18 protein-coding genes are annotated in these 24,831 nt (G+C 70.6%); 12 read left to right on the forward strand and 6 right to left on the reverse strand.

What is annotated here, in order from left to right:
- Positions 1 to 49 precede the first annotated feature (49 nt).
- Both ACFWNV_RS28855 and ACFWNV_RS28860 read right to left on the reverse strand, forming a co-directional pair.
- Positions 50 to 1,672 (reverse strand): hypothetical protein, encoded by a 1,623-nt coding sequence (locus ACFWNV_RS28855; RefSeq protein WP_383952677.1) that lies wholly within the window; start codon positions 1,670 to 1,672, stop codon positions 50 to 52.
- Between the two features lie 272 nt (positions 1,673 to 1,944).
- Positions 1,945 to 3,582: a PKD domain-containing protein gene (locus tag ACFWNV_RS28860; protein ID WP_383952679.1), complete on the reverse strand. Its 1,638-nt coding sequence runs from the start codon at positions 3,580 to 3,582 to the stop codon at positions 1,945 to 1,947.
- A 217-nt stretch (positions 3,583 to 3,799) separates the two neighbouring features.
- Here ACFWNV_RS28860 and ACFWNV_RS28865 point away from each other — a divergent pair, with 217 nt between their 5' ends.
- The 5 genes from ACFWNV_RS28865 (at position 3,800) to ACFWNV_RS28885 (ending at position 10,308) form a co-directional block, all read left to right on the forward strand.
- Positions 3,800 to 4,213 (forward strand): MmcQ/YjbR family DNA-binding protein, encoded by a 414-nt coding sequence (locus ACFWNV_RS28865; RefSeq protein WP_383952681.1) that lies wholly within the window; start codon positions 3,800 to 3,802, stop codon positions 4,211 to 4,213.
- A gap of 104 nt (positions 4,214 to 4,317) precedes the next feature.
- On the forward strand, positions 4,318 to 5,484 hold the full coding sequence (locus tag ACFWNV_RS28870) for a CaiB/BaiF CoA transferase family protein (RefSeq protein WP_383952684.1): 1,167 nt from the start codon (positions 4,318 to 4,320) through the stop codon (positions 5,482 to 5,484).
- A gap of 103 nt (positions 5,485 to 5,587) precedes the next feature.
- On the forward strand, positions 5,588 to 6,730 hold the full coding sequence (locus ACFWNV_RS28875; RefSeq protein WP_383952686.1) for an acyl-CoA dehydrogenase family protein: 1,143 nt from the start codon (positions 5,588 to 5,590) through the stop codon (positions 6,728 to 6,730).
- A gap of 139 nt (positions 6,731 to 6,869) precedes the next feature.
- Entirely contained in the window at positions 6,870 to 8,084 is a 1,215-nt protein-coding gene (locus ACFWNV_RS28880; RefSeq protein WP_383952688.1) for an acetyl-CoA C-acetyltransferase, read from the forward strand.
- Positions 8,085 to 8,136: 52 nt separating this feature from the next.
- Positions 8,137 to 10,308, forward strand: a complete 2,172-nt coding sequence (locus tag ACFWNV_RS28885) for a 3-hydroxyacyl-CoA dehydrogenase NAD-binding domain-containing protein (protein WP_383952690.1) — start codon at positions 8,137 to 8,139, stop codon at positions 10,306 to 10,308.
- An 18-nt stretch (positions 10,309 to 10,326) separates the two neighbouring features.
- Here the strand turns inward: ACFWNV_RS28885 and ACFWNV_RS28890 are convergent, their stop codons facing one another.
- Complete coding sequence (locus ACFWNV_RS28890; RefSeq protein ID WP_383952692.1) at positions 10,327 to 11,046, reverse strand: 1,4-alpha-glucan branching protein; 720 nt, start codon at positions 11,044 to 11,046, stop codon at positions 10,327 to 10,329.
- On the reverse strand, positions 11,009 to 11,785 hold the full coding sequence (locus ACFWNV_RS28895; protein WP_383952694.1) for a MerR family transcriptional regulator: 777 nt from the start codon (positions 11,783 to 11,785) through the stop codon (positions 11,009 to 11,011). Before ACFWNV_RS28895 ends, ACFWNV_RS28890 begins: the two co-directional genes overlap by 38 nt.
- 118 nt (positions 11,786 to 11,903) lie before the next feature.
- Between ACFWNV_RS28895 and ACFWNV_RS28900 the strand changes: the two genes are divergently transcribed.
- From ACFWNV_RS28900 to ACFWNV_RS28915, 4 genes are all read left to right on the forward strand, one after another.
- On the forward strand, positions 11,904 to 13,805 hold the full coding sequence (locus ACFWNV_RS28900; RefSeq protein ID WP_383952696.1) for an AMP-dependent synthetase/ligase: 1,902 nt from the start codon (positions 11,904 to 11,906) through the stop codon (positions 13,803 to 13,805).
- 121 nt (positions 13,806 to 13,926) lie between these two features.
- A complete protein-coding gene (gene aspT, locus ACFWNV_RS28905) occupies positions 13,927 to 15,609 on the forward strand; it encodes an aspartate-alanine antiporter (RefSeq protein ID WP_383952698.1) in 1,683 nt (560 codons plus the stop codon).
- 24 nt (positions 15,610 to 15,633) lie between these two features.
- The gene (gene aspT, locus ACFWNV_RS28910) at positions 15,634 to 17,337 is read left to right on the forward strand and encodes an aspartate-alanine antiporter (RefSeq protein WP_383952700.1); all 1,704 of its coding nucleotides are present in this window, start codon (positions 15,634 to 15,636) and stop codon (positions 17,335 to 17,337) included.
- A 37-nt stretch (positions 17,338 to 17,374) separates the two neighbouring features.
- Positions 17,375 to 19,033, forward strand: coding sequence for a bifunctional aspartate transaminase/aspartate 4-decarboxylase (locus ACFWNV_RS28915; protein WP_383952702.1), 1,659 nt, complete (start codon positions 17,375 to 17,377; stop codon positions 19,031 to 19,033).
- Positions 19,034 to 19,117: 84 nt separating this feature from the next.
- Here the strand turns inward: ACFWNV_RS28915 and sph are convergent, their stop codons facing one another.
- Positions 19,118 to 20,107 (reverse strand): sphingomyelin phosphodiesterase, encoded by a 990-nt coding sequence (sph, locus tag ACFWNV_RS28920; RefSeq protein WP_383952704.1) that lies wholly within the window; start codon positions 20,105 to 20,107, stop codon positions 19,118 to 19,120.
- Positions 20,108 to 20,392: 285 nt separating this feature from the next.
- On the opposite strand from sph, the gene ACFWNV_RS28925 reads away from it, so the two are divergent.
- Complete coding sequence (locus tag ACFWNV_RS28925) at positions 20,393 to 21,280, forward strand: oxygenase MpaB family protein (RefSeq protein WP_383952706.1); 888 nt, start codon at positions 20,393 to 20,395, stop codon at positions 21,278 to 21,280.
- Between the two features lie 9 nt (positions 21,281 to 21,289).
- Here ACFWNV_RS28925 and ACFWNV_RS28930 read toward each other — a convergent pair whose 3' ends face one another.
- Positions 21,290 to 22,819 (reverse strand): M1 family metallopeptidase, encoded by a 1,530-nt coding sequence (locus ACFWNV_RS28930; RefSeq protein WP_383952708.1) that lies wholly within the window; start codon positions 22,817 to 22,819, stop codon positions 21,290 to 21,292.
- A 299-nt stretch (positions 22,820 to 23,118) separates the two neighbouring features.
- Here ACFWNV_RS28930 and ACFWNV_RS28935 point away from each other — a divergent pair, with 299 nt between their 5' ends.
- The gene (locus ACFWNV_RS28935; protein ID WP_383952710.1) at positions 23,119 to 23,694 is read left to right on the forward strand and encodes a cysteine hydrolase family protein; all 576 of its coding nucleotides are present in this window, start codon (positions 23,119 to 23,121) and stop codon (positions 23,692 to 23,694) included.
- A gap of 165 nt (positions 23,695 to 23,859) precedes the next feature.
- Positions 23,860 to 24,723 carry a hypothetical protein gene (locus tag ACFWNV_RS28940; RefSeq protein WP_383952712.1) on the forward strand — a complete coding sequence of 288 codons (864 nt, stop codon included), beginning with the start codon at positions 23,860 to 23,862 and terminating at the stop codon, positions 24,721 to 24,723.
- Positions 24,724 to 24,831 lie beyond the last annotated feature (108 nt).

A 24,831-nucleotide genomic window follows, 5' to 3' on the forward strand; every position in this document is an offset into this window, starting at 1 on the left:
GGGGCGCCGTGTGCGGCCGGTGCGGGCCGCGTTCACCGCTCGGCGGGGATCAGAAGTCGTCGTAGAGGCCGAAGACGTCGACGATGACGTCGATGTTGCGGTCGCTCTGGTTGAAGACGTCGACGATGCCGTTGTAGCCGGTGCTCGCCTGGACCAGGTTCGGGACGGTCTTGCCGGGCGTGAAGTTCAGCGTCGACGAGCTGGGAGCGCCGGGCGCGGACGCCCAGCCCCCGTCGTAGGCCTCCTTCGAGTTCGGGTCCGGCGCGACCGCGAGGAAGCCGGTGTCCTTGGGGTTGGTCACCGTGGTGTTCATGACGAAGGCCTTGACGCTCGGGTACGCCGTGCTCATCTTCATGTAGATGTACCAGCGGCCCTGCAGCGGTCCGTACTTCCACAGCTTGGGGTCGCGGGTGTCGATCCGGCGGAACGGCTGGAACGGCACGTACGCGGCCTGGCTGGCGGGGCTGTAGTAGCCGACGACGTCGATGATGACGTCGATGCCCTTCCAGCTGCCGTTGCGGATCTTGATCTTGCCGTCGGCGCCGATGGGAACGATCACCGAGTTGGCGATGGTCTGGCCGCCGCTGAAGTTCAGGTTGGACGAGGTGGGGGCGGCCTTGCCGCTCGGGTAGACGGTCAGGTGGCCGGCGTCCTTCGGGTTGGTCACCGTCACGTTGAGCGCGACCGCGGTGGCCCCGTAGGGGACGTAGCCGGCGCCCGCGATGGTGGCGCTGAAGGTGCCGTAGCCGGCGATCTGGCCCTTGCGGAAGCCGAGACCCGTGCGGGTGTCCACGTGGCGCGCGGGGTCGATCGCCGTGTAGCCGCTGGCGGCGGACCGGGTGAAGTAGCCGGTGACGTCGGCGATCAGGTCGACCGACTCCCAGCCGCCGTTGTAGAGCTCGACGTAGCCGTCGGCGCCGACCGGGACGATGGCCAGGTTGGGGACCGTCTGGCCGGGCTCGTAGTTGAGGTTCGAGGTCGTCGGGCGGGTGGTGCCCGCGGCGAAGGCGGTGACGTGGCCGCCGCTGTTGGTGTTGGTGACGGTGACGTTGAGGGCCACCGCGGTCACACCGGCGGGGATCTTGCCGTAGCCGCCGACCTTGACCCGCGCGGAGCTGTACGGGGCGACCTTGGCGGCCTTCGGGGCGCCCGTGCCGTCACGGGTGTCCAGCAGGCGGGTCGGGTTGTACGGGGTGAACTCGGACCCGTCCGTCGTGACCGTGACCGTGTTCTTGACGGAGGTGCCGGTGGCGGTGTCCGCGACGTTGACGGTGACGACGTACGTGCCCACCTCGGCATAGGTGTGCGGCTTGGTCTCCGCACCGGAACCGGACGCGTCGTAGGTGTCCGTGTTCCCCTGGTCGCCCCAGTCGATGGTGACGGTGAGGGCCTGGCCGGCCTCGGCCGAGATCTCGGACGTCAGGGCGAGGCCGTGGGCACTGGTGGTCTCGGCCTTCAGCCCGACCTTGTACTCCGGATCGGCGGCCTTCGCCTGCGCGGATCCGGCGGCCTTGCCCTTGCGGGCGGCCGGCTGGGTGCGGTCGGCGGAGCTGGCGAAGGACTTGGAGCCCCTCGCCTCGGCCAGGTCCTGCTCCACGTCGGGCGCTTCGAGCCCGTTGCCCTTGGCCGGTGCGGGGTCGGCCGCGTGGGCCAGCCCCGGAATGAGAGACATGCCTGCCGCGAGGATGGTCGCGGATGCTACGAGTCGCCGATGAGACACCGAGCCCCCCCAATGTCGTAGGTCTGCCGGCCCTTGAGCAGGACCGGAGAGCCCGCCGGGCCTCCTTGGCCCGCGGGTGGCCGCACGTACGGACCCTCCCTGGCCCGGTGTGCGGCGGAGGTGCCCCGGGAGACGGCCTGGACGGCCGTGCTCCCGGGGCACCGTGATCCACGGTGGGCACGGAGGACGGCCTCGTCGGGCCGCCGCCGGTGCCCACCGGCGGATCAGTTGTCCATGTAGATGCCGAAGATGTCGACGATGAGGTCGATGTCGGCGTCGCTCCAGTTGAAGAAGTCGAGGACACCCGTGTTGCCGCGACCCGCCTGAACCAGGTTCGGGACGGTCTTGTTCGCGGTGAAGTTCAGGTTCGACGAGGTCGGGATCGGCACGGGGACGTTGGTCCCGTTGTCGTAGTCCGCGATGGTGTTCGGGTCCGGGGCGACCGCGAGGAAACCGGCACCCTTGGTGTTGGTCACCGTGGTGTTCAGCACGAAGCCCGTGGTGTTCGGGTAGCCGTCGCCGAGTCCGAGCGCGCTGTAGTAGCGGCCGGGCAGCGGCTTCTTGTTCTCGCGGGTGTCCTTCACGCGCTCCGGCGCGAAGGGGAGGTACGCGCTGACGCTGTCGGGGCTGTAGTAGCCGACGACGTCGACGATCACGTCGGCCGGGTTCCAGCCGCCGTTGCGGAGGCTGATCTTGCCGTCGGTGCCGACCGGGACGATCACCGAGTTGGCGATGGTCTGGCCCGTGGTGAAGTTGAGGTTGGACGCGTTCGGCGCGGCCTTGCCGGCGGGGAAGACGGTCAGGTGGCCGTCGCTCCGCGGGTTGGTGACCGTCACGTTGAGCGCCACGGCCTTGGCGCCGGCGGGGACGCCGCGGTTGCCCGCGATCTTGGTGGTGATGGTCCCGTAGCCGGGGACCTGGCCCTTGCGGGTGCCGAGACCCTCGCGGGTGTCGACGTGGCGCTCCGGGGCGAGCGCGGTGTAGCCGCTGGAGGCGGACTGGGTGAAGTAGCCGGTGATGTCGGCGATCAGGTCGACTCCCAGCCAGGTGCCGTTGTAGAGCTCGACGTAGCCGTCGGCGCCGACCGGGACGATGACCTGGTTGGGGACCGTCTGGCCGGGCTCGAAGTTGAGGTTCGAGGTCGTCGGACGCTCGGTGCCCGAGGCGAAGGCGGTGATGTGGCCGGGGCTGAAGGTGTTGGTGACGGTGACGTTCAGGGCCACCGCGGTCACACCGGCCGGGATGGTGCCGAAGCCGCCGACCTTGACCCGCGCGGACTTGTAGCCGAGGACCGGGGCCTTGGCGACACGGGTGTCCAGCAGGCGGGTCGGGGTGTACGGGGTGAAGTCCGAACCCTCGGTGGTGACGGTGACGGAGTTCTCGGCGGAGACGCCGTTGACGGCGTCGGTCACCTTCACCTTGACCGTGTACGTGCCGACCTCGCGGTACACGTGCTCCACGTGCGCCGCTTCGGTGCCGTGGGCGTTTGCCGTGCCGGAGGTGCCGTCGCCCCAGTCGATGGTGAGCTCGACGTCGACGTCCGCGCTCGTGACGCCCATGCTCAGTTCGAGCGAGTGCGCGTTGAAGGTGGTGCCGTGCAGGGCCACCGCGAGGTCCGGGTTGCCCTCGGAGGCCGCCAGCTTGCCGGCCGTCTTGCCCTTGCCGGCGACCGGGACCTTGACCGAGTGGGCGGCCGGGCTGTCGAACTTGGTGGTCTTGGCCTCGATGGCCGAGTCCAGATCGGGCTTGGATACCCCCTGCACCTTGCCCGGCTCGGAGTCGGCGGCGTTCGCCAGCCCCGGTATGAGAGAAATGCCTGCCGCGAGGATGGTCGCGGATGCTACGAGTCGGCGATGAGACACCGAGCCCCCCCAAATGTCTGTGAGCCCTTCAACAAGGCTGAAAGCCCGCTCAGCCTACCTAACCCCCGGCCGGTGGATCACCTGGGTTTATCTGTTTGCGTTTGCACTGATTGGGGCCCGTGGTCCGATTCCTCCGGCCTCCTCGCCGTCGGCCGGTCTAGCGTGGGAGGGAACCGTCCGTGCGAGCGGGTGAGGCCCGCGGTGAGTGGAGGTCCGCGTGAAGGATGCGGTGCGCAAGTGGGAAGCGGTGCGGGAGTTCGCCCTGGGGCTGCCCCAGGCGCGCGAGGAGTTCCCGTGGGGTCCTGAGGACTGCGTCGTGAAGGTCAACAAGAAGATCTTCCTCTTCCTGGGGAACACCGACGGCCCCTCGCCCGGGATCTCCGTGAAGCTCAAGGACGAGGCCCTGCACGGCCACGCCATGACCGCGCCCGGCGCGGAGCCGACCGGCTACGGACTGGGCAGGGCCGGCTGGGTCTCCGTACCGCTGGGGGAGAAGGGGGCGCCCTCGGCCGAGGTGCTGTGCGAATGGGTGGAGGAGAGCTACCGGACCGTCGCGCTCAAGCGGGACCTCAAGGAGCTCGACGCGCGGACCGCCGGACCCGGCGCGGCGGGAAACGCCCCAACCGGCTAAGCGCTTGCTCTTGTGTTCGGTGGAACAGGTTCCTAGCATCACTGGTGTTACATCAGTTGTGTCACACAGTGGCGGCAGTGGTGCCACCGGATGCTGGGGGCTCGATGGCAGTGACAGGGAACGTGACGGGGAGCGCGCCCGGAAGCGGCGGCGGCCCGCTCGCGGGCGTGCGCGTCGTCGAGCTGGCGGGCATCGGGCCGGGCCCGTTCGCCGCCATGCTCCTCGCCGACCTGGGCGCCGACGTGGTGCGCGTGGACCGGCCCGGCGGCGGCGGGCTGGCCGTGAACCCGGCCTACGACATCACCAACCGCAGCAAGCGCTCCGTCCTCGTCGACCTGAAGTCCGCCGACGGCCCGGCCCGCGTCCTGGACCTGGTCGAGCGCGCCGACGTGCTCATCGAGGGCTTCCGCCCGGGGGTCGCCGAACGGCTCGGCGTGGGCCCGGCCGACTGCCACGCCCGCAACCCCCGGCTCGTCTACGGACGGATGACCGGCTGGGGCCAGGACGGCCCGCTCGCCCACACCGCCGGGCACGACATCGCGTACATCGCCGTCACCGGCGCCCTCGGCATGATCGGCAACCCGGGCGAGCCCCCGGCCGTCCCCGCCAACCTGGTCGGCGACTACGCGGGCGGCTCGCTCTACCTCGTCATCGGCGTCCTCGCCGCCCTCCAGCACGCCCGCACCCCCGGCGGCACCGGCCAGGTCGTCGACGCGGCCATCGTCGACGGGACCGCGCACCTCACCGCCATGATCCACGGGATGATGGCGGCCGGCGGCTGGCAGGACCGGCGCGGGGCCAACCTCCTCGACGGCGGCTGCCCCTTCTACGGCAGCTACGAGACCTCCGACGGCGGCCACATGGCGGTCGGCGCCCTGGAGCAGCAGTTCTACGACACCTTCGTGGAACTCCTCGGCATCAAGGACCAGGCCCCCGCCCGCAAGGACCTGGCCCGCTGGGGCGAGCTCCGCGAGGCCGTCGCCGCGCGCTTCAAGTCCCGTACCCGCGAGGAATGGACGGCCGTCTTCGCGGGCACCGACGCCTGCGTGGCGCCCGTGCTCTCGCTGCGCGAGGCCCCGCACCACCCGCACCTGGCCGCCCGGGGCACCTTCGTCGAGGCCGCCGGGATCACCCAGCCCGCCCCCGCGCCCCGCTTCTCGGCGACCCCGGCCGGCGCCGTGGGCAGCCCCGCGCTGCCGGGCGCGCACACGGAGTCCGTGGCGGCCGACTGGGGCGTACCGGGGCTGCTGGGGAAGGAGCCCGACGCCTGATGGACCTCCCGCCGACGGAACCTCCGCCGATGCCCGAGAAGCCGATGCCCGAGAAGCCGATGCCCGAGAAACCGTCACGAACCGGCTCCAGGAGGCCCCTTTCATGAAACGCCGGATCTTCGACGCCGATCACGAGGCGTTCCGCGAGACCGTCCGCACCTTCCTGAGCAAGGAGGTGCTGCCGCACTACGAGCAGTGGGAGAAGGACGGGATCGTCAGCCGCGAGGCCTGGCGGGCCGCCGGCCGGCAGGGGCTGCTGGGCCTGGCCGTCCCGGAGGAGTACGGGGGCGGCGGGAACACCGACTTCCGGTACGCGGCGGTGATCGCCGAGGAGTTCACCCGGGCGGGCGCCGCCGGGCTCGCCATCGGCCTGCACAACGACATCATCGGGCCGTACCTGACCTCGCTGGCCACCGAGGAGCAGAAGCGCCGCTGGCTGCCCGGCTTCTGCTCCGGCGAGATCATCACCGCGATCGCGATGACCGAGCCGGGCGCGGGCTCCGACCTCCAGGGCATCCGGACCACCGCCGAGGACGCGGGCGACCACTGGGTGCTGAACGGCTCCAAGACCTTCATCTCCAACGGGATCCTCGCCGACCTGGTCGTGGTGGTCGCGAAGACCACCCCCGAGGGCGGGGCGCACGGGATGTCGCTGCTGGTCGTGGAGCGCGGCACGGAGGGCTTCGAGCGCGGCCGCAACCTCGACAAGATCGGCCAGAAGGCCCAGGACACCGCCGAGCTGTTCTTCAACGACGTGCGCGTCCCCAAGGAGAACCTGCTCGGCGAACTGAACGGTGCCTTCGTCCACCTGATGACCAACCTCGCGCAGGAGCGGATGGGCATCGCGATGGCGGGCATCGCCGCCGCCGAGTACCTGCTGGAGATCACCACGCAGTACGTGAAGGAGCGCGAGGCCTTCGGGCGGCCGCTCTCCAAGCTCCAGCACGTCCGCTTCGAGATCGCGGAGATGGCCACCGAGTGCGCGGTCACCCGTACCTTCCTCGACCGCTGCATCACCGACCACTCCAACGGGGAACTGGACCACGTCCACGCCTCGATGGCGAAGTGGTGGGCCACCGAACTCCAGAAGCGGGTCGCCGACCGCTGCCTGCAACTGCACGGCGGGTACGGGTACATGACCGAGTACCGGGTCGCGCGGGCCTTCACCGACGGCCGCATCCAGACCATCTACGGCGGTACGACCGAGATCATGAAGGAGATCATCGGCCGCTCCCTGCTGGCCTGACCCCGCTGCCGGCCCGGCCTGGCCTGACCTCCCGGCCTGGCCTGACCTCCCGGCCTGGCCTGACCTCCCGGCCGGCCCGACCTCCCGGCCGCCGCCCCCGACCTTCCCCCTGCCTCCGCACCCCCGAAAGGCTTGACCAGTGAGCACCGAAGCGTACGTATACGACGCGATCCGCACGCCGCGCGGCCGAGGAAAGGCCAGCGGCTCCCTGCACGGCACCAAGCCGATCGACCTGGTCGTCGGCCTCATCCACGCCCTGCGCGAGCGCAACCCCGGCCTGGACCCGGGCACCATCGACGACATCGTGCTCGGCGTCGTGAGCCCGGTCGGCGACCAGGGTTCCGACATCGCCCGGATCGCGGCGATCGCCGCCGGGCTGCCGGACACCGTGGCGGGCGTCCAGGAGAACCGCTTCTGCGCCTCGGGCCTCGAAGCCGTGAACATGGCCGCCGCGAAGGTCCGTTCCGGCTGGGAGGACCTGGTCCTCGCGGGTGGCGTGGAGTCGATGTCCCGCGTCCCGATGGCCTCGGACGGCGGAGCCTGGTTCAACGACCCGATGACCGGCTGGAACACCGACTTCGTGCCGCAGGGCATCGGCGCCGACCTGATCGCCACGATCGAGGGCTTCTCCCGGCGCGACGTGGACGAGTACGCCGCCCTGTCCCAGGAGCGGGCCGCCGCCGCCATCAAGGACGGCCGCTTCGCCAAGTCGATCGTCCCGGTCACCGACCGCAACGGCCTGGTGGTCCTGGACCACGACGAGTTCGTCCGCCCCGGCACCACCGCCGACACCCTCGCCCGGCTGAAGCCCTCCTTCGCGGACATCGGCGACCTCGGCGGCTTCGACGCCGTCGCCCTGCAGAAGTACCACTGGGTAGAGAAGATCGACCACGTCCACCACGCCGGCAACTCCTCCGGCATCGTCGACGGCGCCTCCCTCGTCGCGATCGGCTCCCGCGAGGCGGGTGAGCGCAACGGGCTGACGCCCCGGGCCCGGATCGTCTCGGCGGCCGTCTCCGGCTCCGAGCCCACCATCATGCTCACCGGCCCCGCCCCGGCCACCCGCAAGGCCCTCGCCAAGGCCGGCCTGACCATCGACGACATCGACCTCATCGAGATCAACGAGGCCTTCGCCGGCGTCGTGCTCCGCTTCGTCAAGGACATGGGCGTCTCCCTGGACAAGGTCAACGTCAACGGCGGCGCCATCGCGCTCGGCCACCCGCTCGGTGCCACCGGCGCGATGATCCTCGGCACCGTCGTCGACGAACTGGAGCGCCAGGACAAGCGCTACGGCCTCGTCACCCTCTGCGTCGGCGGCGGCATGGGCGTCGCCACCATCGTCGAACGCCTCTGACTCGTCCTGATCCCCGATCCCTGATCCCACCCCTGACACGGAAGTTGCGAACATGAGCGAGTCCACCACGATCCGCTGGGAACAGGACGAGACCGGCGTCGTCACCCTGGTCCTCGACGACCCGAACCAGTCCGCCAACACGATGAACCAGGCCTTCAAGGACTCCATCGCCGCCATCGCGGACCGCGCCGAGGCCGAGAAGGAGTCCATCCGCGGGATCATCTTCACCTCCGCCAAGAAGACCTTCTTCGCGGGCGGCGACCTCAAGGACATGATCCGGCTGCGCCCCGAGCACGCGCAGCTGGCCTTCGACACCGGCACCGCCATCAAGGCCTCGCTGCGCCGCATCGAGACCCTCGGCAAGCCCGTCGTCGCCGCCATCAACGGCACGGCCCTCGGCGGCGGTTACGAGATCTGCCTGGCCTCCCACCACCGGGTGGCCCTCGACGCCCCCGGCTCCAAGATCGGCCTGCCCGAGGTCACCCTCGGCCTGCTCCCGGCCGGCGGCGGTGTCACCCGGACCGTCCGCCTGATGGGCATCGCCGACGCGCTCCTCAAGGTGCTGCTGCAGGGGACCCAGTACAACCCCCAGCGCGCCCTGGCCAACGGCCTGGTGCACGAACTGGCCGCCACGCCCGAGGAGATGCTCGCCAAGGCGCACGCCTTCATCGACGCGAACCCCGAGTCTCAGCAGCCCTGGGACGTCCCGGGCTACCGGATCCCGGGCGGTACCCCGTCCAACCCGCGGTTCGCCGCCAACCTCCCGGCGTTCCCCGCCAACTTGAAGAAGCAGCTGAACGGAGCCCCGTACCCGGCCCCGCGCAACATCCTGGCCTGCGCCGTCGAAGGCGCCCAGGTGGACTTCGACACCGCGCTGACCATCGAGGCCCGCTACTTCACCGAGCTGGTCACCGGACAGACCGCCAAGAACATGATCCAGGCGTTCTTCTTCGACCTCCAGGCCGTCAACGCCGGCCGCAGCCGCCCGCAGGGCGTGGCCCCGCGCGAGGTCGCCAAGGTGGCCGTGCTCGGCGCCGGGATGATGGGCGCCGGCATCGCCTACTCCTGCGCCCGCGCGGGCATCGAGGTGGTGCTGAAGGACGTCACCCCCGAGGCCGCCGCCAAGGGCAAGGCCTACTCCGAGAAGCTGCTCGACAAGGCCCTGTCCCGGGGCCGCACCACCGAGGCCAAGCGCGCCGAGCTGCTCGCCCGGATCACCCCGACGGCAGACCCCGCCGACGTGGCGGGCTGCGACGCCGTCATCGAGGCCGTCTTCGAGGACACCGGCCTCAAGCACAAGGTGTTCCAGGAGATCCAGGAGTACCTGACCCCCGACGCGCTGCTCTGCTCCAACACCTCCACGCTGCCCATCACGGGCCTGGCGGAAGGGGTTTCGCGGCCCGCGGACTTCATCGGCCTGCACTTCTTCTCGCCCGTGGACAAGATGCCGCTGGTCGAGATCATCAAGGGCGAGCGCACCGGCGACGAGGCCATCGCCCGAGCCTTCGACCTCGTACGGCAGATCAACAAGACCCCGATCGTGGTCAACGACTCGCGCGGGTTCTTCACCTCGCGGGTGATCGGCCAGTTCATCAACGAGGGCGTCGCCATGGTCGGCGAGGGCATCGAGCCCGCCTCCGTCGAGCAGGCCGCGGCCCAGGCCGGGTACCCGGCCAAGGTGCTCTCCCTGATGGACGAGCTGACCCTCACGCTGCCCCGCAAGATCCGCAACGAGACCCGCAAGGCCTTCGAGGCCGAGGGCCGGGACTGGCCGGAGCACCCGGCCGACACCGTCATCGACCGGATGGTCGACGAGTTCGGGCGCCCCGGGCGCAGCGGGGGCGGCGGCTTCTACGCGTACGACGAGAGCGGCAAGCGCGCCGGGATCTGGCCGGGGCTGCGGGAGCACTTCACCAAGGACGGGTATCAGATCCCGTTCGAGGACATGAAGGAGCGGATGCTGTTCTCCGAGGCGCTGGACACCGTCCGCTGCTTCGACGAGGGGGTCCTGACCTCGTACGCCGACGCCAACATCGGCTCCATCATGGGGATCGGCTTCCCGGCCTGGACCGGCGGCGTGATCCAGTACATCAACGGCTACGAGGGCGGCCCGGCCGGGTTCGTGGCCCGGGCCCGCGAGCTGGCCGAGAAGTACGGCGAGCGCTTCACCCCGCCGGCCTCCCTGGTGGAGAAGGCCGGGCGGGGGGAGACGTACGCGGACTGACGGCGCCGAGGGGCAGGATCAGGAGGCGGCGTGACCGGCGGCGTGCAGCTCTGCGAAGGGGCCCCGGTACGCCGCCCCGTCCAGCGTGGTCCAGCCGGCGGTGAGCCGGCCGACGGTCCCGGGGGTGTCGGCCCGCTCGCCGGTCCCGGGCCGCAGGACGCGCGTCAGGCGGAGCGTTGCGCTCGGCGTAAGGCCGGGCGTCGTACCGGGTGCCGTGCCGGATTCCGGGGTGCCCGGCAGGCGCAGTTCCGTGCCCCGCACGGTATCGGCGACTTCCGGCCGCCCCAGGAGGGCCGCCGGGAGCACCGGGCCCTCGCACCAGGCGGTGACCGAGGGGTCGGCCACCCCGCTGTCGCACTGGTCCTGCGCCACGGCGCGGCCCTGGAGCAGTGCGAGCAACTGGCCGACGAGCACCGGGTCGTGGGAGCCGTCGTAGATCCACCGGGTGCCGAGCACCCCGTGCTCGGAGATGCCCACGAGGCCCGCCTCGGCACCCTCCAGCGGGGCGCCGCGGTAGGTCAGCGGCACGAGGTAGGCGGTTTCCCGGCCGCCCGCGCGGTCGGTGAGCACCATGAACTCGATGCCGACCTCACCCTCCGGGTCGTCGAGCCGGAAGCCGCCCGAGCGGTCGATCTCGGGGGCGTGTCCCGTGGACACGTACCACGGCCGCGTCGGAAGCCAGGCAGCGAGCAGCTCCGTCTTACCGGGCTTCATGGTGGTCTTGTAGATCATCGCCATGGCCGGAACCTACCGGTTCGGAGACGAAAGCAGCCCGCAATTCCTCCTTCAGCGAGCGCTGGAAGGCGGTCACCAGGGCCTGCACCACCATCGGCTGCATGTGCGCCGAGAGCGCCTTCATCGACTCCACCCGCTCCGGATCGCTCTCGCCCTCCGTGAACGGTCCCCACACCTCGTCCCGGAACAGTGCGGTCAGCTGGTGCGCCGCCGTCCGCGCGTGCCCGAGCAGCACCTCGCGCGCGGCCAGGATCGTCTCGTGGGCGATCGGTACGTCGAGCAGCGCGACCCCGAGCCGCAGCAGCCCCACGTCCACCCGGAAGCCCTCCGCGGTCGGCGCCAGCACGTTCATGGCCGTCAGCCGCCGGATGTCGGTCTCCGACAGCGTCCGCCCCGCCCGCTTCTCCAGCTCCGCGCGCGAGGAGTCCAGCGCCGCGTCCGGGGCCCAGGTCGCCACCAGCGCGCGGTGGATGGCCAGATCGTGTGCGCTCAGGTCGTCGGGCAGGGCGTCGAGGTAGCGCTCGATGGCGGAGAGGGTCATGCCCTGGTGCTGCAGCTCCTCGATGAGCGCGAGGCGGGACAGGTGCTCCGGGCCGTAACGGCCCACCCGACGGGGTCCGATCACGGGAGGGGGCAAAAGCCCGCGGGTGCTGTAGAACCGTACGGTGCGGACGGTCACACCCGCCCTGGCCGCCAGTTCGTCGACGGTCAGCGACGCCGGCTCCGGTGCCTGGGTGGTCATGGGCCCTCCGCCTTGCTCTCTGATCAGTACGTCCTGAGACGGCACAGCTACATCGCCACCGTTCGTGTTCAACAGTATTGCTGTCGCACCAACGATGTGAAACGGCCAGGAGCTGCCCATGCCCACGAAACTGCGACTGCCCGCACCTCCCGACGAGCTCACCCTGCCCGCCCTGCTGGCGCGCAACGCCGCCGAGCACGGCGCCCTCCCCGCCCTCTCGTGGCGGGAAGGCCCCGACGGCACGGCCTGGACCACCCTCAGCTGGTCGGACGTCCGCCGCAAGGTGGCCGTCCTCGCCGCCGGATACGCCGCCCTGGGCGTCGAACGCGGCGAGCACGTCCTGCTGATGATGGGCAACCGCCCCGAGCACTGGCTCACCGACCTCGCGCTGGTCCACCTCGGCGCCGTCCCCGTCACCGTGTACGGGACCTCCGCGCCCGAGCAGATCGCCCACATAGCCCGCCACAGCCGGGCCCGGCTCGCCGTGGTCGAAGGCGCCCGGGAGCTGGTGCGGTGGGAGCCGCTGCTGGCCGACCCGGCGACCCCGCTGGAACGGCTCGTCGTGGCCGAGGCCCCCGAAGCGGGCCCCCACTCGACCTACGCCTCCGTGTACGCCGGCGGCGTCCACCTGCACCGCTCCGAGGCCTTCGAGAAGGCCTGGCGGGAGTCCCGCTCCGAGGACCCGCTGACCGTCGTCTACACCTCGGGCACCACCGGCGACCCCAAGGGGGTGCGCCTGACCCACCGCAACATCGTGCTCCAGTCCGTCCGCCTCGACGGGCACATCGAGCTGCCCGAGCACGCCGAGCACCTGTGCTACCTGCCCTTCGCGCACATAGCCGAGCGGATCCTCGGCATCTACCTCCCGCTCCTGCGGGCCGCCCACGTCCGGCTGTGCGCCGACCCGGCCGCCGTATCGGTCGCGGTGCGCGAGTTGCACCCGGTGCAGTTCTTCGGGGTGCCCCGGGTGTGGGAGAAGCTGGCCGCCTCCGTACGGGCGGTGCTCGGGCGGCTGCCCGAGGAGCAGCGCCGCGCCATCGAAGCCGCCAACGACCTGGCGCGCGAGCGGGCCGGGCACCGGGAGCGCGGCGAGGAGGTCCCGGCCGCGCTCGAAGCCTCGTACGCCGCGGCCAGGGAACGGGTGCTGGACCCGCTGCTGACCCTGGCCGGGCTGGACCGCCTGGTCTGGACGGCCAGCGCCACCGCGCCGATGCCGATCGACGTGGTCCGCTTCTGGGCGGGCTGGGGGATCACCATCATGGACGCGTGGGGGCTGACCGAAACCTCCGGCGTGTGCACGGTCAACAGCCCGGACGGCTTCCGGCTGGGATCCGTGGGCCGCCCGATCGAAGGCCTGGAGCTGAGGATCGCCGAGGACGGGGAGATCTTCACGCGCGGGGAGACGGTCTTCGGCGGCTACCTCCTGCCCGACGGCTCGGTGGAGAGCGCCTCCGACGAGGCGGGCTGGTTCCCGACGGGGGACATCGGGCGGCTCGACGAGGCGGGGTTCCTCTGGCTGACCGACCGCAAGAAGGAACTGATCATCACCTCGAACGGGAAGAACGTCTCGCCCGCCCTCGTGGAGAACACCGTCAAGGAACACCCCCTGATCGGGCAGGCCCTGGTACACGGCGACGGCCGCTCCTACCTCGTCGCCCTCCTCGTCCTGGATCCCGAGCTCGGCCCGGCCTGGGCGCAGGCCCGCGGCATCGGGGCCGCCACGCCCGCGGAGCTCGCCGCGCACCCGGCCGTACGGGAGGAGATCGCCCGGGCCGTCGCCGCCGCCAACGCCCGGCTCAACCGCACCGAGCAGATCAAGCGCTACCGGGTGCTGACCGGGGAATGGGGTCCCGAGTCGGGGGAGCTGACCCCGTCCCTGAAACTGCGCCGCCGGGTGGTCCGGGAGAAGTACGCGGAACTGATCGAGGGGCTGTACGCGGACTCGTACGAGGAGCCGTCCGCGGAGCCGTCCGCAAGGCCGTCTGCAGAGCAGTCCGCGGAGCCTCTCGAAGGTTCGTAGCAAGGCCCGTCACACGAACGGCCCTGCCCGGTGAGCGGATCCGCGCTCACCGGGCAAGGGTGAGGGAATGTGCATATGCCCTGAATTCGCCACGCCGCCCGGCAAGGGCGGCTGATCGCCCATGGGTGTGCTGCAAGATCACCCCGAACTCGCCCTGTTCCTCTGCCTCGCGGCCGGTTACCTCCTCGGCAAGGTGCGCGTCGGCCCGATCACCCTCGGCGGCATCTGCGGCACGCTGATCGTGTCGCTGCTGCTCGGCGCCTGGGCCAAGATCGAGATCGACGCCGACGTGAAGACGATCTTCTTCGCGCTCTTCATCTTCGCCCTCGGCTACATGGCGGGACCGCAGTTCTTCGCCAACCTCAACCGCAAGAGCCTGCGCTTCTTCGCGCTCTGCTTCATCGAGCTCGTCAGCGTGCTCGGCCTCGCCTATTTCCTGGCCAAGGCCTTCGACCTCGACGTCGGCACCGCCTCCGGCATCCTGGCCGGCGCGGCCACCGAATCCGCCGTGGTCGGCACCGCCACCGAGGCGATCGGCAAGCTCCCCGACCTCACCGCGGACCAGATCTCCACGTACCAGGGCCACGTGGCCACCGCGTACACGGTCTGCTACCTCTTCGGCCTGGTCACCATCGTCATCTACACCAGCCAGATCATGCCGATGCTGCTCCGGGTCAACCTGGCGGACGCCTCGCGCGAGCTGTGGGAGAAGATGCGCGGCGGCGGCGCCGGCGGCCTGGAGAGCGACGAGCAGGAGGCGGTGCCCGGCCTGGTCGGGCGCACCCACCTGGTCACCCTCGCCGACGGCCGCACCGTCGGGAACCTGGAAGCGGCCTTCGACGGCGGGGTCACCGTGGAGGCCGTCCGGCGCGGCTCCAAGGACCTCACCCCCGCCCCGGACCTCGAACTCCTCCTCTCCGACCTCGTCCTCGTCGTCGGCCGGCGCTCCGAGGCCATCGCGGCGGGCCGGGCCATCGGCCCGGAGACCCCCGGCATCCCGGGGGTGGACACCCCGCTGGCCACCCGCCAGGTCGCCATGACCGACAAGTCGGTCGCCGGCAAGTCCCTGCAGGAAATCCGCTCCAGCCACACCGAGTTCGCGCGCAGCGGCGTGTACGTGACCGATGTGCTCCGCGGCGAGCAGCACCTGCCCGCCAATCCGGACACCGTCGTCGAGCGCGGTGACGTCGTCACCCTCGTGGGCGCCCGCTCGGGCCTGAACCGGATCGTGGCGAAGATCGGCACGGTGGCCAAGAACGACTCCACCGACTTCATCTACCTCGGTCTCGGCATCGCGATCGGCTCCCTCATCGGGCAGATCGTCGTCCGCGCCGGCGGGGTCCCGCTCTCGCTCGGCACCGGCGGCGGCTGCCTGATCTCGGGTCTGCTCTTCGGCTGGTTCCGCTCCCGCCGGCAGACCTTCGGCGCCTTCCCGCCCCAGGCCGCCACCACCATCAAGGACATGGGGCTCGCGGTCTTCATCGCCTGCACCGGTCTGACCTCGGGACCGCAGGCCTGGCCGCTCCTCAAGGAGTACGGGGCCCTGCTGCCGTTCGCCGGGATCGCCATGGTCCTCGTACCGGCCACGATCTCACTGATCATCGGGCGCAAGCTCCTGAAGATCGAGAAGCCGCTGCTGATCGGCGCCATCGCCGGACAGCAGTGCTCCACACCGGCCATCACCTCGGTCACGCAAGTGGCACAGAGCTCGGTGCCGATGCTCGGCTACACGATCACCTACGCGCTGTCGAACTTCCTGCTCCCGCTCACCGGGCCGATCCTCGTCGGGATCCTCGGAGCCTGACCCTCACCAGGACGGGTTACCAGCATGATCGACTTTCTTGTCCGGAACATCTTCAAACCGCACCCCGAACTCCTGGTCTTCATCACCGTCGCCTTCGGCTTCCTCGTCGGCAAACTGAGATGGAAGGCCATCGGGCTGGGTGCGGTCACCGGCTGCCTCATCATGGGCCTGATCTTCGGCGCCCAGTTCAAGATCACCATCGACGGGACCGTGAAGAACCTCTTCTTCACGATGTTCCTCTTCGCCCTCGGCTACAAGGTCGGCCCGCAGTTCTTCCGGGGTCTGAAGAAGGACGGCCTGCCGCAGGTCCTCAACGCGGTGATCGTCTGCGTCACCGGCCTGCTGGTCTCCTGGGGCTTCGCCGTGATGCTCGGCTACGGTCCCGGGCTCAGCGCCGGCCTGCTCGGCGGCGCGCTCACCCAGTCCGCGGTCATCGGCGTCGCCCAGGACGCGATCGGCAACCTCCCCGGACTGAGCCCGTCCGAGATCACCGAGCAGCAGAACCTCGTCGCGGTCGGCTACGCCGTCACCTATCCGCTCGGCACCATCCTCTGCGCGCTGCTCCTGGCCAACGTGCTGCCCCGGCTCTACCGCCGGAACCTGGCCGCCGAGAGCGCCCAGCTCGCCAAGGAGCTCGACGCACCCAGCGACAACCCCGACCTGCACGAGGGCTACTACGAGGTCGTCCTGCGGGCGTACACCATCCAGCGGCCGGACCTCGTGGGCCGGACCATCGACGACTTCGAGCAGCAGCAGAAGGCGCTGGGCCAGCGGATCTACCTCACCCGGATCCGCAGGGACGGTGCGATCATCGATCACACCCAGCAGACCGTTCTGATGGAGGGCGACGTCGTCGCCGTCAGCGCCCTGCGCGGATCCCTCGTCGAATTCGACGCCCGCACCCACATCGGCCCCGAGACCGACGACGTCGAACTCCTCGGCTACCAGACGGAGACCCTGCACGTCGTCGCCTCCGAGAAGGCGCAGCTGGGCAAGACCATCGCGGAGCTGCGGGCCGAGCCCTTCATGGTCGGCGTCTACATCGAGAAGGTCTTCCGGTCCGGTTCGGAGTTCCCCTACCGGCTCTCCACCCAGCTGGAGCGCGGCGACACCCTGATCCTCTCCGGTCCCAAGCGCCTGGTGGACCCGGCCGGGCGGGCCATCGGCAAGCCGGTCCCGACCAGTTTCGCGACCGACATGATCTGGGTCGGCCTCGGCATCTTCCTCGGCGGCTGCCTCGGCATCCCGGCCCTCACCGCCGGCGGGGTCCCGATCTCGCTGTCCACCTCGGGCGGTGCGCTGATCATGGGACTGGTCTTCGGCTGGATCCGCGGCAGGTACCCGACGTACGGCAACGTTCCGCCCGGGGCCCAGTGGTTCATGGACACCCTCGGCCTGTGCCTCTTCGTCGCGGTCGTCGGCCTCAACGCCGGGCCCAGCTTCACCACCGGACTGGCCTCCGCCGGCTGGGGTCTGCTGCTCTGGGGCGCGGTCATCACGCTGATCCCACTGCTGGTGGGCTTCCTCGTGGGCCATCACATCCAGAAGATCCGCTTCCCGATCCTCATGGGCGTCCTCGCGGGCGGCCAGACCACCACGGCGGCGATCGGCGCCGTCAACGAGGAGTCCAAATCCCAGGTGCCGACGCTCGGTTACACGATCCCCTACGCGGTCAGCAACGTGCTGCTGACCATCTGGGGCGCCGTGATCGTCCTCCTCAACCACTGAACGAAGCCTTGTCGACCTCGAAGTAAAGGAAGCCACCGTGCCGGAGACCACCTTCAGCCGCGAGGAGATCCAGTCCTTCGCGCAGCTCAGCCCCTTCGAGCTGAAGGACAAGTTCATTCAGCTCGCCACGGCCGCCCAGGCCGACAAGCCGGGCCAGAAGGACACCACCGCGCGCGCCATGCTCAACGCGGGCCGCGGCAACCCGAACTGGATCGCCACCGGTCCGCGCGAGGCCTTCTACGCCCTGGGCTACTTCGCCCTGGAGGAGTCCCGCCGGGTGTGGACCGCCGACAACCTCGGCGGGATGCCCGAGAAGAAGGGCATCGGCGAGCGGTTCGAGTCCTGGGTTCGGCGCCACCCGGACCTGCCGGGCGTGGAGATGCTGTCCGCCTGCGTCCAGCTCGCGCTGTCGCGGTGGGCGTTCGACAAGGACGCCTTCGTGCACGAGCTGACCGACGCCATCACGGGCGACAACTACCCGGTCCCGGACCGGATGCTGACCCACGCGGAGCACATCGTCCGCGGCTACGTCGCCGACGAGATGTTCGACAAGAAGCCGCCGGAGGGCAACAACCTGTCGCTGTTCGCGACCGAGGGCGGCACCGCCGCCATGTGCTACATCTTCGACTCCCTGATGAAGAACGGGGTCCTGAAGAAGGGCGACAAGATCGCCCTGATGACCCCGGTGTTCACCCCGTACATCGAGATCCCCGAGCTCGACACCTTCGAGTTCGAGGTGGTCAACGTCGCCGCGAGCCTCTTCGCCGAGACCGGCGTGCGCCAGTGGCGCTACCCGGAGGAGGAGGTCGCCAAGCTGGCCGACCCCTCCGTGAAGCTCGTCTGCCTGGTCAACCCGTCCAACCCGCCCTCGCTCGCGCTGAGCGACCGGGTGGCGAACCAGATCAAGGACATCGTCGCCACCAGCAACCCGAACCTGCTGATCGTCACGGACGACGTGTACGGCACCTTCGTGCCCGGCTTCCGCTCGATCGCCGCCGACCTGCCGCGCAACACCCTGCTCGTGTACTCGTACTCCAAGCACTACGGCTGCACCGGCTGGCGGCTCGGCGTCATCGGGCTGCACGACGACAACGTCATCGACGCGATGATCGCGGCCTTCCCCCAGGACCAGAAGGACCGCCTCGCCAAGCGGTACGGCACCCTCACCCTGGAACCGGAGAAGATCCGCTTCATCGACCGGCTGGTCGCGGACTCCCGGTCGGTGGCCCTCAACCACACGGCCGGCCTCTCGCTGCCGCAGCAGGTGATGATGACCCTCTTCTCGCTCTTCGACATGCTGGACGAGGGCCAGGCGTACAAGGAGCGCATCCGGCAGATCGTCCACCGCAGGCTCGACCTCCTCCTGGAGGGCGCCCAGATGAAGATCTCCGAGGACGACAAGCGGGCCGGGTACTACATCGAGCTCGACCTGCTGGCCGAGGCGGAACGGGTCCACGGCAAGGACTTCGCGGACTTCCTGGAGAAGAACTACGAGCCCGTCGACCCGCTGTTCCGGCTCGCCGAGCAGACCTCGGTGGTCCTCCTCAACGGCGGCGGCTTCGACGGCCCCCAGTGGTCGGTGCGCGTCTCGCTGGCCAACCTCGACGACCTGGACTACCTGAAGATCGGCCACCACCTGCGGGCGATCTTCAACGACTACGCCAGCGAGTGGGAGCGGGCGAAGGCGAATGGCTGAGGCCTGACGGCCTGACGGCCTGAAAGGGGGTGCCCGCCGGATCGCGGCGGGCACCCCCTTTCGGTGTGGCGGATGGGCGGCGGGTCAGCGGCCGATCAGCGGGTAGTGGTCCGAGAGGTTGGTGTAGGTGTAGGAGGTGCCCCAGCTGGAGACCGTCCAGGGCGCCGACTGCTCCTTCACGACGTTGTTCTCCCAGTTCGCCGGGCGGGCGTTGCCCTTGCGGTAGAGCACGTAGTCCAGGTCCTCGCGCGGGTCGGTCGGGTAGCGGTAGTTCGCGATGGAGTTCAGCGCGGTGTCGAAGGAGTACGTGTGGCCCGTGCGGGTGTCGGAGGCCGCCAGGTCGGCGTTGGCCAGCATGGCGGCGAGCTCCGGGGTGCGCGAGTCCACGTTCATGTCGCCCGCCACGATGACCTGTTCGCCCGCCGGGATGTTCTTGCCGTCCAGGAACGCGTCGATGTTCCGGAACTGGCGGGCGCGCATCTCCGCCGCCTCGCCCGCGCCGCAGCCCGGGTCGGTGGACTGGGCGTGCGTGCCGACCACGTGGACCTTGGTGCCGTTCACGTTCAGCACGGCGTAGGCGAAGCCCTTGTTGGACCACCAGTCGGCGCCGCAGGCGTCCTTGTAGACCACCTGCTCCTTGCGCACGATCGGCCACTTGCTGAGGATCGTGACGCCGCCGTCCTCCGGGGTGGTGGAGGAATAGGCGCCGCCCGTGGCGTCCCAGCCGCTCTTGCTGCGGCCCACGACGGGGGTCTGGTACGGGTACTGCGCGGCCGAGTTGGCCTTCAGCGCGTCGGAGGCGCCGTTGTCGAAGGCCTCCTGGAGGACGACCACGTCGTGCCCCTGGTACCAGGAGGCCTTGGGGATCTCGGCCGCCCGGTGGTCCTGGCCCCAATTGGGGTACAGGCTCTTGCTCATCAGGAACGTGTTGTACGACAGGACGCTGAGCCGCGGCGCGGCCGCGCCCTCGGCCGCGGTGGCGGCCGGAGCCGTGGTCGCGACGAGCGATCCGACGGCGATCGCGGCGACGGCCGCGGCGGTCGCGCGGGCCCTGCGGGGCTGGATCTGGGGCATGGAGGTTCCCTCGTTCCTGTGGGGGAAGATCGGCTCCGCCATCCAAGCAGCCAGGGTTACTTCGCGGTAACACCTGTGACACGGGTTTCTGGACGCAGTGCTACTTCTTCGGTGTTCCCGCAGCCCGCGCACCGGCCCGCAGCCGCGGGGCCGGGGACTCCGGCACGGCCGACGGGGCCGGGTCCATGGCCGCGGGCTGCACCGTCCACAGGGCCCGGCGGAAGCCGCCGGACCCCCTGCATACTGGGAGAACGGCAGGTCAGCTCGACACCCTGGGGGACACGGATGGGCACGAAGCGAAGCGACCCGGAGCCCCCGCCGCCCGGGGGAGTGCTCTGGACCATCGCCGGAGACGTCCGCGCGCTGCTCATGCTGCCCGCCGCCTTCACCCTGCAGGTCGCCCACCCCGCCATCGGCGCCGGGGTCGACGAGCACTCCGTCTTCCGCACCGACCCCTGGGGCCGCGGCGAGCGCTCCCTGCGCTCCGTCCAGCTGTGGGTGTACGGCGGGGCCGACGCCGCCGCCGAAGGGCGCCGGGTGCGCCGCCTGCACAAGGAGATCCAGGGCACCGACACCCGGGGGCGCCGCTACCACTCCCTCGACCCGGCCTGCTACGCCTGGGTGCACGCCACCGGCTTCCCGGTCTACCTCTACGCCGGGCGCTACCTGCTGCGCCCCTTCACCCCGGCGCAGGAGCGCCAGCTCTACCGCGAGTGGCTCCAGGTCGGCCGCATCCTCGGTCTGCACGACCGGGACATGCCGCAGAGCATCGAGGAGTACTGGCCGTACTACCACCGCATGCTGGCCGAGGAGATCGAGCCCACCAAGGTCGCCCGCGAACTCCTCGCCACCGACACGCCCCTGCCCCGCCCCGCCGGCGGCCCGCTGCCGGTCCGGATCCTGCTGCGGCTGACCTGGCCCGTCCTGCGGGCCGCCTTCCTGCACTTCCGGGCCTTCGTCACCGCCGGCTACATGCCGCCCGAGGCCCGCGCCGCCCTCGGTCTGGAGTGGACCCCGGCCCAGGAACGCCGCCTGCGCCGGTTCAGCACGGCCCTGCGCCTGCTCGTACCGCTCCTGCCGGAGCGCCTGCGCTACCTTCCGATCGCCCGCGCCGCCCGGGCACGGCAACGCGCCGCCGCCTCCCGGGGGGCGACGGCGCGCGGAGCCGCGTAGAGCCGTGGATCAGTGGCCGGCGTGGACCGTGTTGGTCGCGGCGATCTTCTTCCAGGACTTCGGCTCGGCCGCCGGCTTGGTGGCCGGTGCCCGGAGGGTGCCGGTGCCCGGAGCCGCGGCCGGGAGCTTCCTCAGCGTGTTCAGCGCCGTGGCGGCCGGCTTGCCCGGGGTGTAGAGCCAGGTCTCGAAGAGCTGCGCGAGCGGCTGGTTCGAGATCTTCTCCGCGTAGCGGACGAAGTCGCCGACCTTGGCGTTGCCGTAGGCGCGCTCGGTCGGCCAGCCCTTCAGGATCTGGAAGAACTTCTCGTCGCCGACCTTGTTGCGCAGCGCCTGGATGGCGATCGCGCCGCGGTCGTAGACGGCCCCGTGGAACTGGTTCTCCGGGCCCGGGTCACCCGGCTTGACCTGCCAGAACGGGTCCTCGGCCGGCCGCTGCGCGTACGCCCAGTCGGCGAGCTCCTGCGCGGTGCCCTCGCCCTCCTTCTCCGACCACAGCCACTGGCTGTAGCGGGCGAAGCCCTCGTTGACCCAGATGTCCTTCCAGCCGTCGACGGAGACGCTGTCCCCGTACCACTGGTGGGCCAGCTCGTGCACGACCACGGACACGTTCGCACCGTTCGCGAACTGCTTGGGGCTGTAGAACGGCCGGGTCTGCGTCTCCAGCGCGAACCCGCTGGGCACGTTCGGCACGTACCCGCCGAGCGCGTTGAAGGGGTACGGCCCGAAGACCCCCTCCAGCCACTCCGCGACCTCGCCGGTCCGCTCGATGCTGGCGCGCGCCGCCCCCGCGTTGTCGCCGAGGTCCTGGCTGTAGGCGTTCAGGATCGGCAGCCCGCTCGCCGTCTTGTCGGTGGTGATGTCGAACTTGCCGATGGCCAGGGTGGCGAGGTACGTGGCCTGCGGCTTGTTCGAGCGCCAGTTGTACCGGGTCCAGCCCAGGCGCGAACTCTGCGACTGCAGCACGCCGTTGCTGATGGCCTGGGTGCCGTCGGGCACGTTCACCGACACGTCGAAGGTGGCCTTGTCGAGCGGGTGGTCGTTGCTCGGGAACCACCAGGCGGCCGAATCGGGTTCCTGCGCGGCGACGCCGCCGTCCGGGGTGCGCTGCCAGGCCGACCAGCCGTCGACCTTGAACTCCGAGGGCTTGCCCGCGTACTTGACGACCACGCTCGACTGCTTGCCGCGCTGGAGCGGGGAGGCCGGGGTGATCTCCAGCTCCGAAACGCCCGACTTGGCGAACTTCGCCTTGACCCCGTTGACCCGGATCTCGCTGACGTCCAGACCGAAGTCGAGGTTGAAGCGGGACAGGTCCTGCTTGGCGGTGGTGAGCAGGGTGGCGGTGCCCTCCAGCAGGTCCGTCTTCGGCTGGTACTGGAGGCGCAGGTCGTAGTGGGAGACCTCGTACCCGCCGTTGCCGCTGGCCGGGTAGTAGGGATCGCCGATACCCGGTGCGCCCGGAACGGAACTCGCCGCCGACGCCGGGATCACCAGCAGAAGGGAGGCGGCGAGCACGCTCGGAGCGATGACTTTGCGGTGCACCTTGAACTCCAAATGGGTAGGGGAGTGGCTTCCGTTCGACCGTATTCACGCCCGGGACCCCACGTCATGTCCATGGCCCCTCCTGTCACACGATCGCCACGCGTCTGAAAAACGCCCGTGTGGAACGCACCCGGTCCGGCCCGCACCGGCGCCCCGCGCACCGCCCCCGGCCTGCACGGATCGATGTCCGGATCTGCGGTCCGGCCGTCATTGCCCGCGCGCGGACGGCGTCCTAGCGTTGCCGATGCGGCCCCGCGCCGGCCGCAACCCCACCGCACCCTCGTGAGAACGGCACCCTTATGGCTACGACCACCCTGCGTCAGCTCAACGGCTTCGACGAGACCCCCGCGACCTTCGAGAACGCGGTCCTGGTCCTGGTCGACTACCAGAACACCTACACCGGCGGCGTCATGGAGCTCGACGGCTGGGAACCCGCGCTGGAATCCGCCTCCCGGCTCCTCGCCCGGGCCCGCGAGGCCGGCACCCCCGTCGTCCACATCCGTGACGGCGGCTACGGCGTCGACACCGAGCCGGGAACCCTCCACGCCTCCGTTGCCCCGCGGGCCGGCGAGGCCGTCGTCACCAAGTCCGTCCCGAACGGCTTCCACGGGACCGATCTCCACGAGATCATCGAAGCCACCGGCCGCAAGAACCTGATCATCGCCGGGTTCATGACCAACATGTGCACCCTGTTCACCACCGAGGGCGCCTTCCTGCACGGCTACGCCCCGACCGTCGTCGCCGACGCCTCGGCGACGCGGGCGCTGGAGAGCCCGGCGGGCGCCCTGACGGCGCAGCAGATCCACCAGGCGGCCCTCGCCACGGTCACCGAGCTCTACGGGGTGGTCGTCGCCACCGGAGCCGAGCTGAAGTAGCGGCACACCGCGGCCCCGCCCCCTCTTCCCCGGACCGACCGGCGTGAAGAGGGGGCAGCCGCGTTTCCGGCCGGAAGCGGACCGGAGGCGGATCGGAAACGGACCGGAAGCGGACCGTGGACCACCGCCCTTCTCTCCATACCAAGCAGTCGTTAGCCTGCGCGCATGACCCTTCCTGCGCACGCCGCCCGCAGCTGTTGGCACGGGGCGATCAACCCCCTCCACTCGACCGTCTACTTCTCGCCCGACCTCGGCAAGGAGTTCGCCGCCCTCGGGATCACCGACCGAAACGCCGTCAACCTCGCCTCCCGTTCCGCCGCCATGGGCGCGGTCGGCGCGGGCACGGTGACGTCCACCTTCTACAACTACCGCCACGACCTCGTCGCCCGGCACCTGCCCGCCGTCTGGGACACCGCCACCCCCACGCAGGTCCTCGCCGCCCGGCTGCGGGCCGTGGACGCCACCCTGCGCCGGCTCCTCGGTGAGGAGACGGTCGCCTCCCCCGAGATCACCGAGGCCGCCGGGCTGGCGATGCGCGCGGCCGAGGCCTGTACCCGGCACGCCCGTACCCTCTACTCGGCCCACGCGGACCTCCCCGTCCCCGAGGAACCGCACCTCAGGCTGTGGCACGCCACCACCCTGCTGCGCGAGCACCGCGGCGACGGGCACCTGGCCGCCCTGCTCACCGTCGGCCTGGACCCGGTCGAGGCCCTGGTCAGCCACACCGCCAGCGGCCACGGCATGACCCCGAAGTACCTCAAGTACATCCGCGGCTGGGACCAGTCCGACCTGGACGCGGCCGCGGACCGGCTCCGCGAGCGCGGACTGCTCGACGCCGACGGCGAGCTCACGCCCGAGGGCGCGGCGCTGCGCGAAGCACTGGAGACGGAGACCGACCGCCTGGACGAGGCCCCGTACGAGCACCTCGGCGCGGCCGGAGTGGCCCGGCTCGCGGAGATCGGCGGCGGTCTCACCGTGCAGGCCTTCGTCGCCGGGGCCTTCCCCGGGGACCTCATGGGCAAGGCCTGAGACCCCGGCCGGGCCCGGTTCCCGACGTCCGCCGCCGCCACCTGCCACAATTGGCAGCCTTCCGACGCAGCACGCAAGCACGCGGCACGGACCAGCAGAACGCACACG

The organism is Streptomyces sp. NPDC058401, assembly GCF_042722885.1.
Taxonomy (GTDB): Bacteria; Actinomycetota; Actinomycetes; order Streptomycetales; family Streptomycetaceae; genus Streptomyces.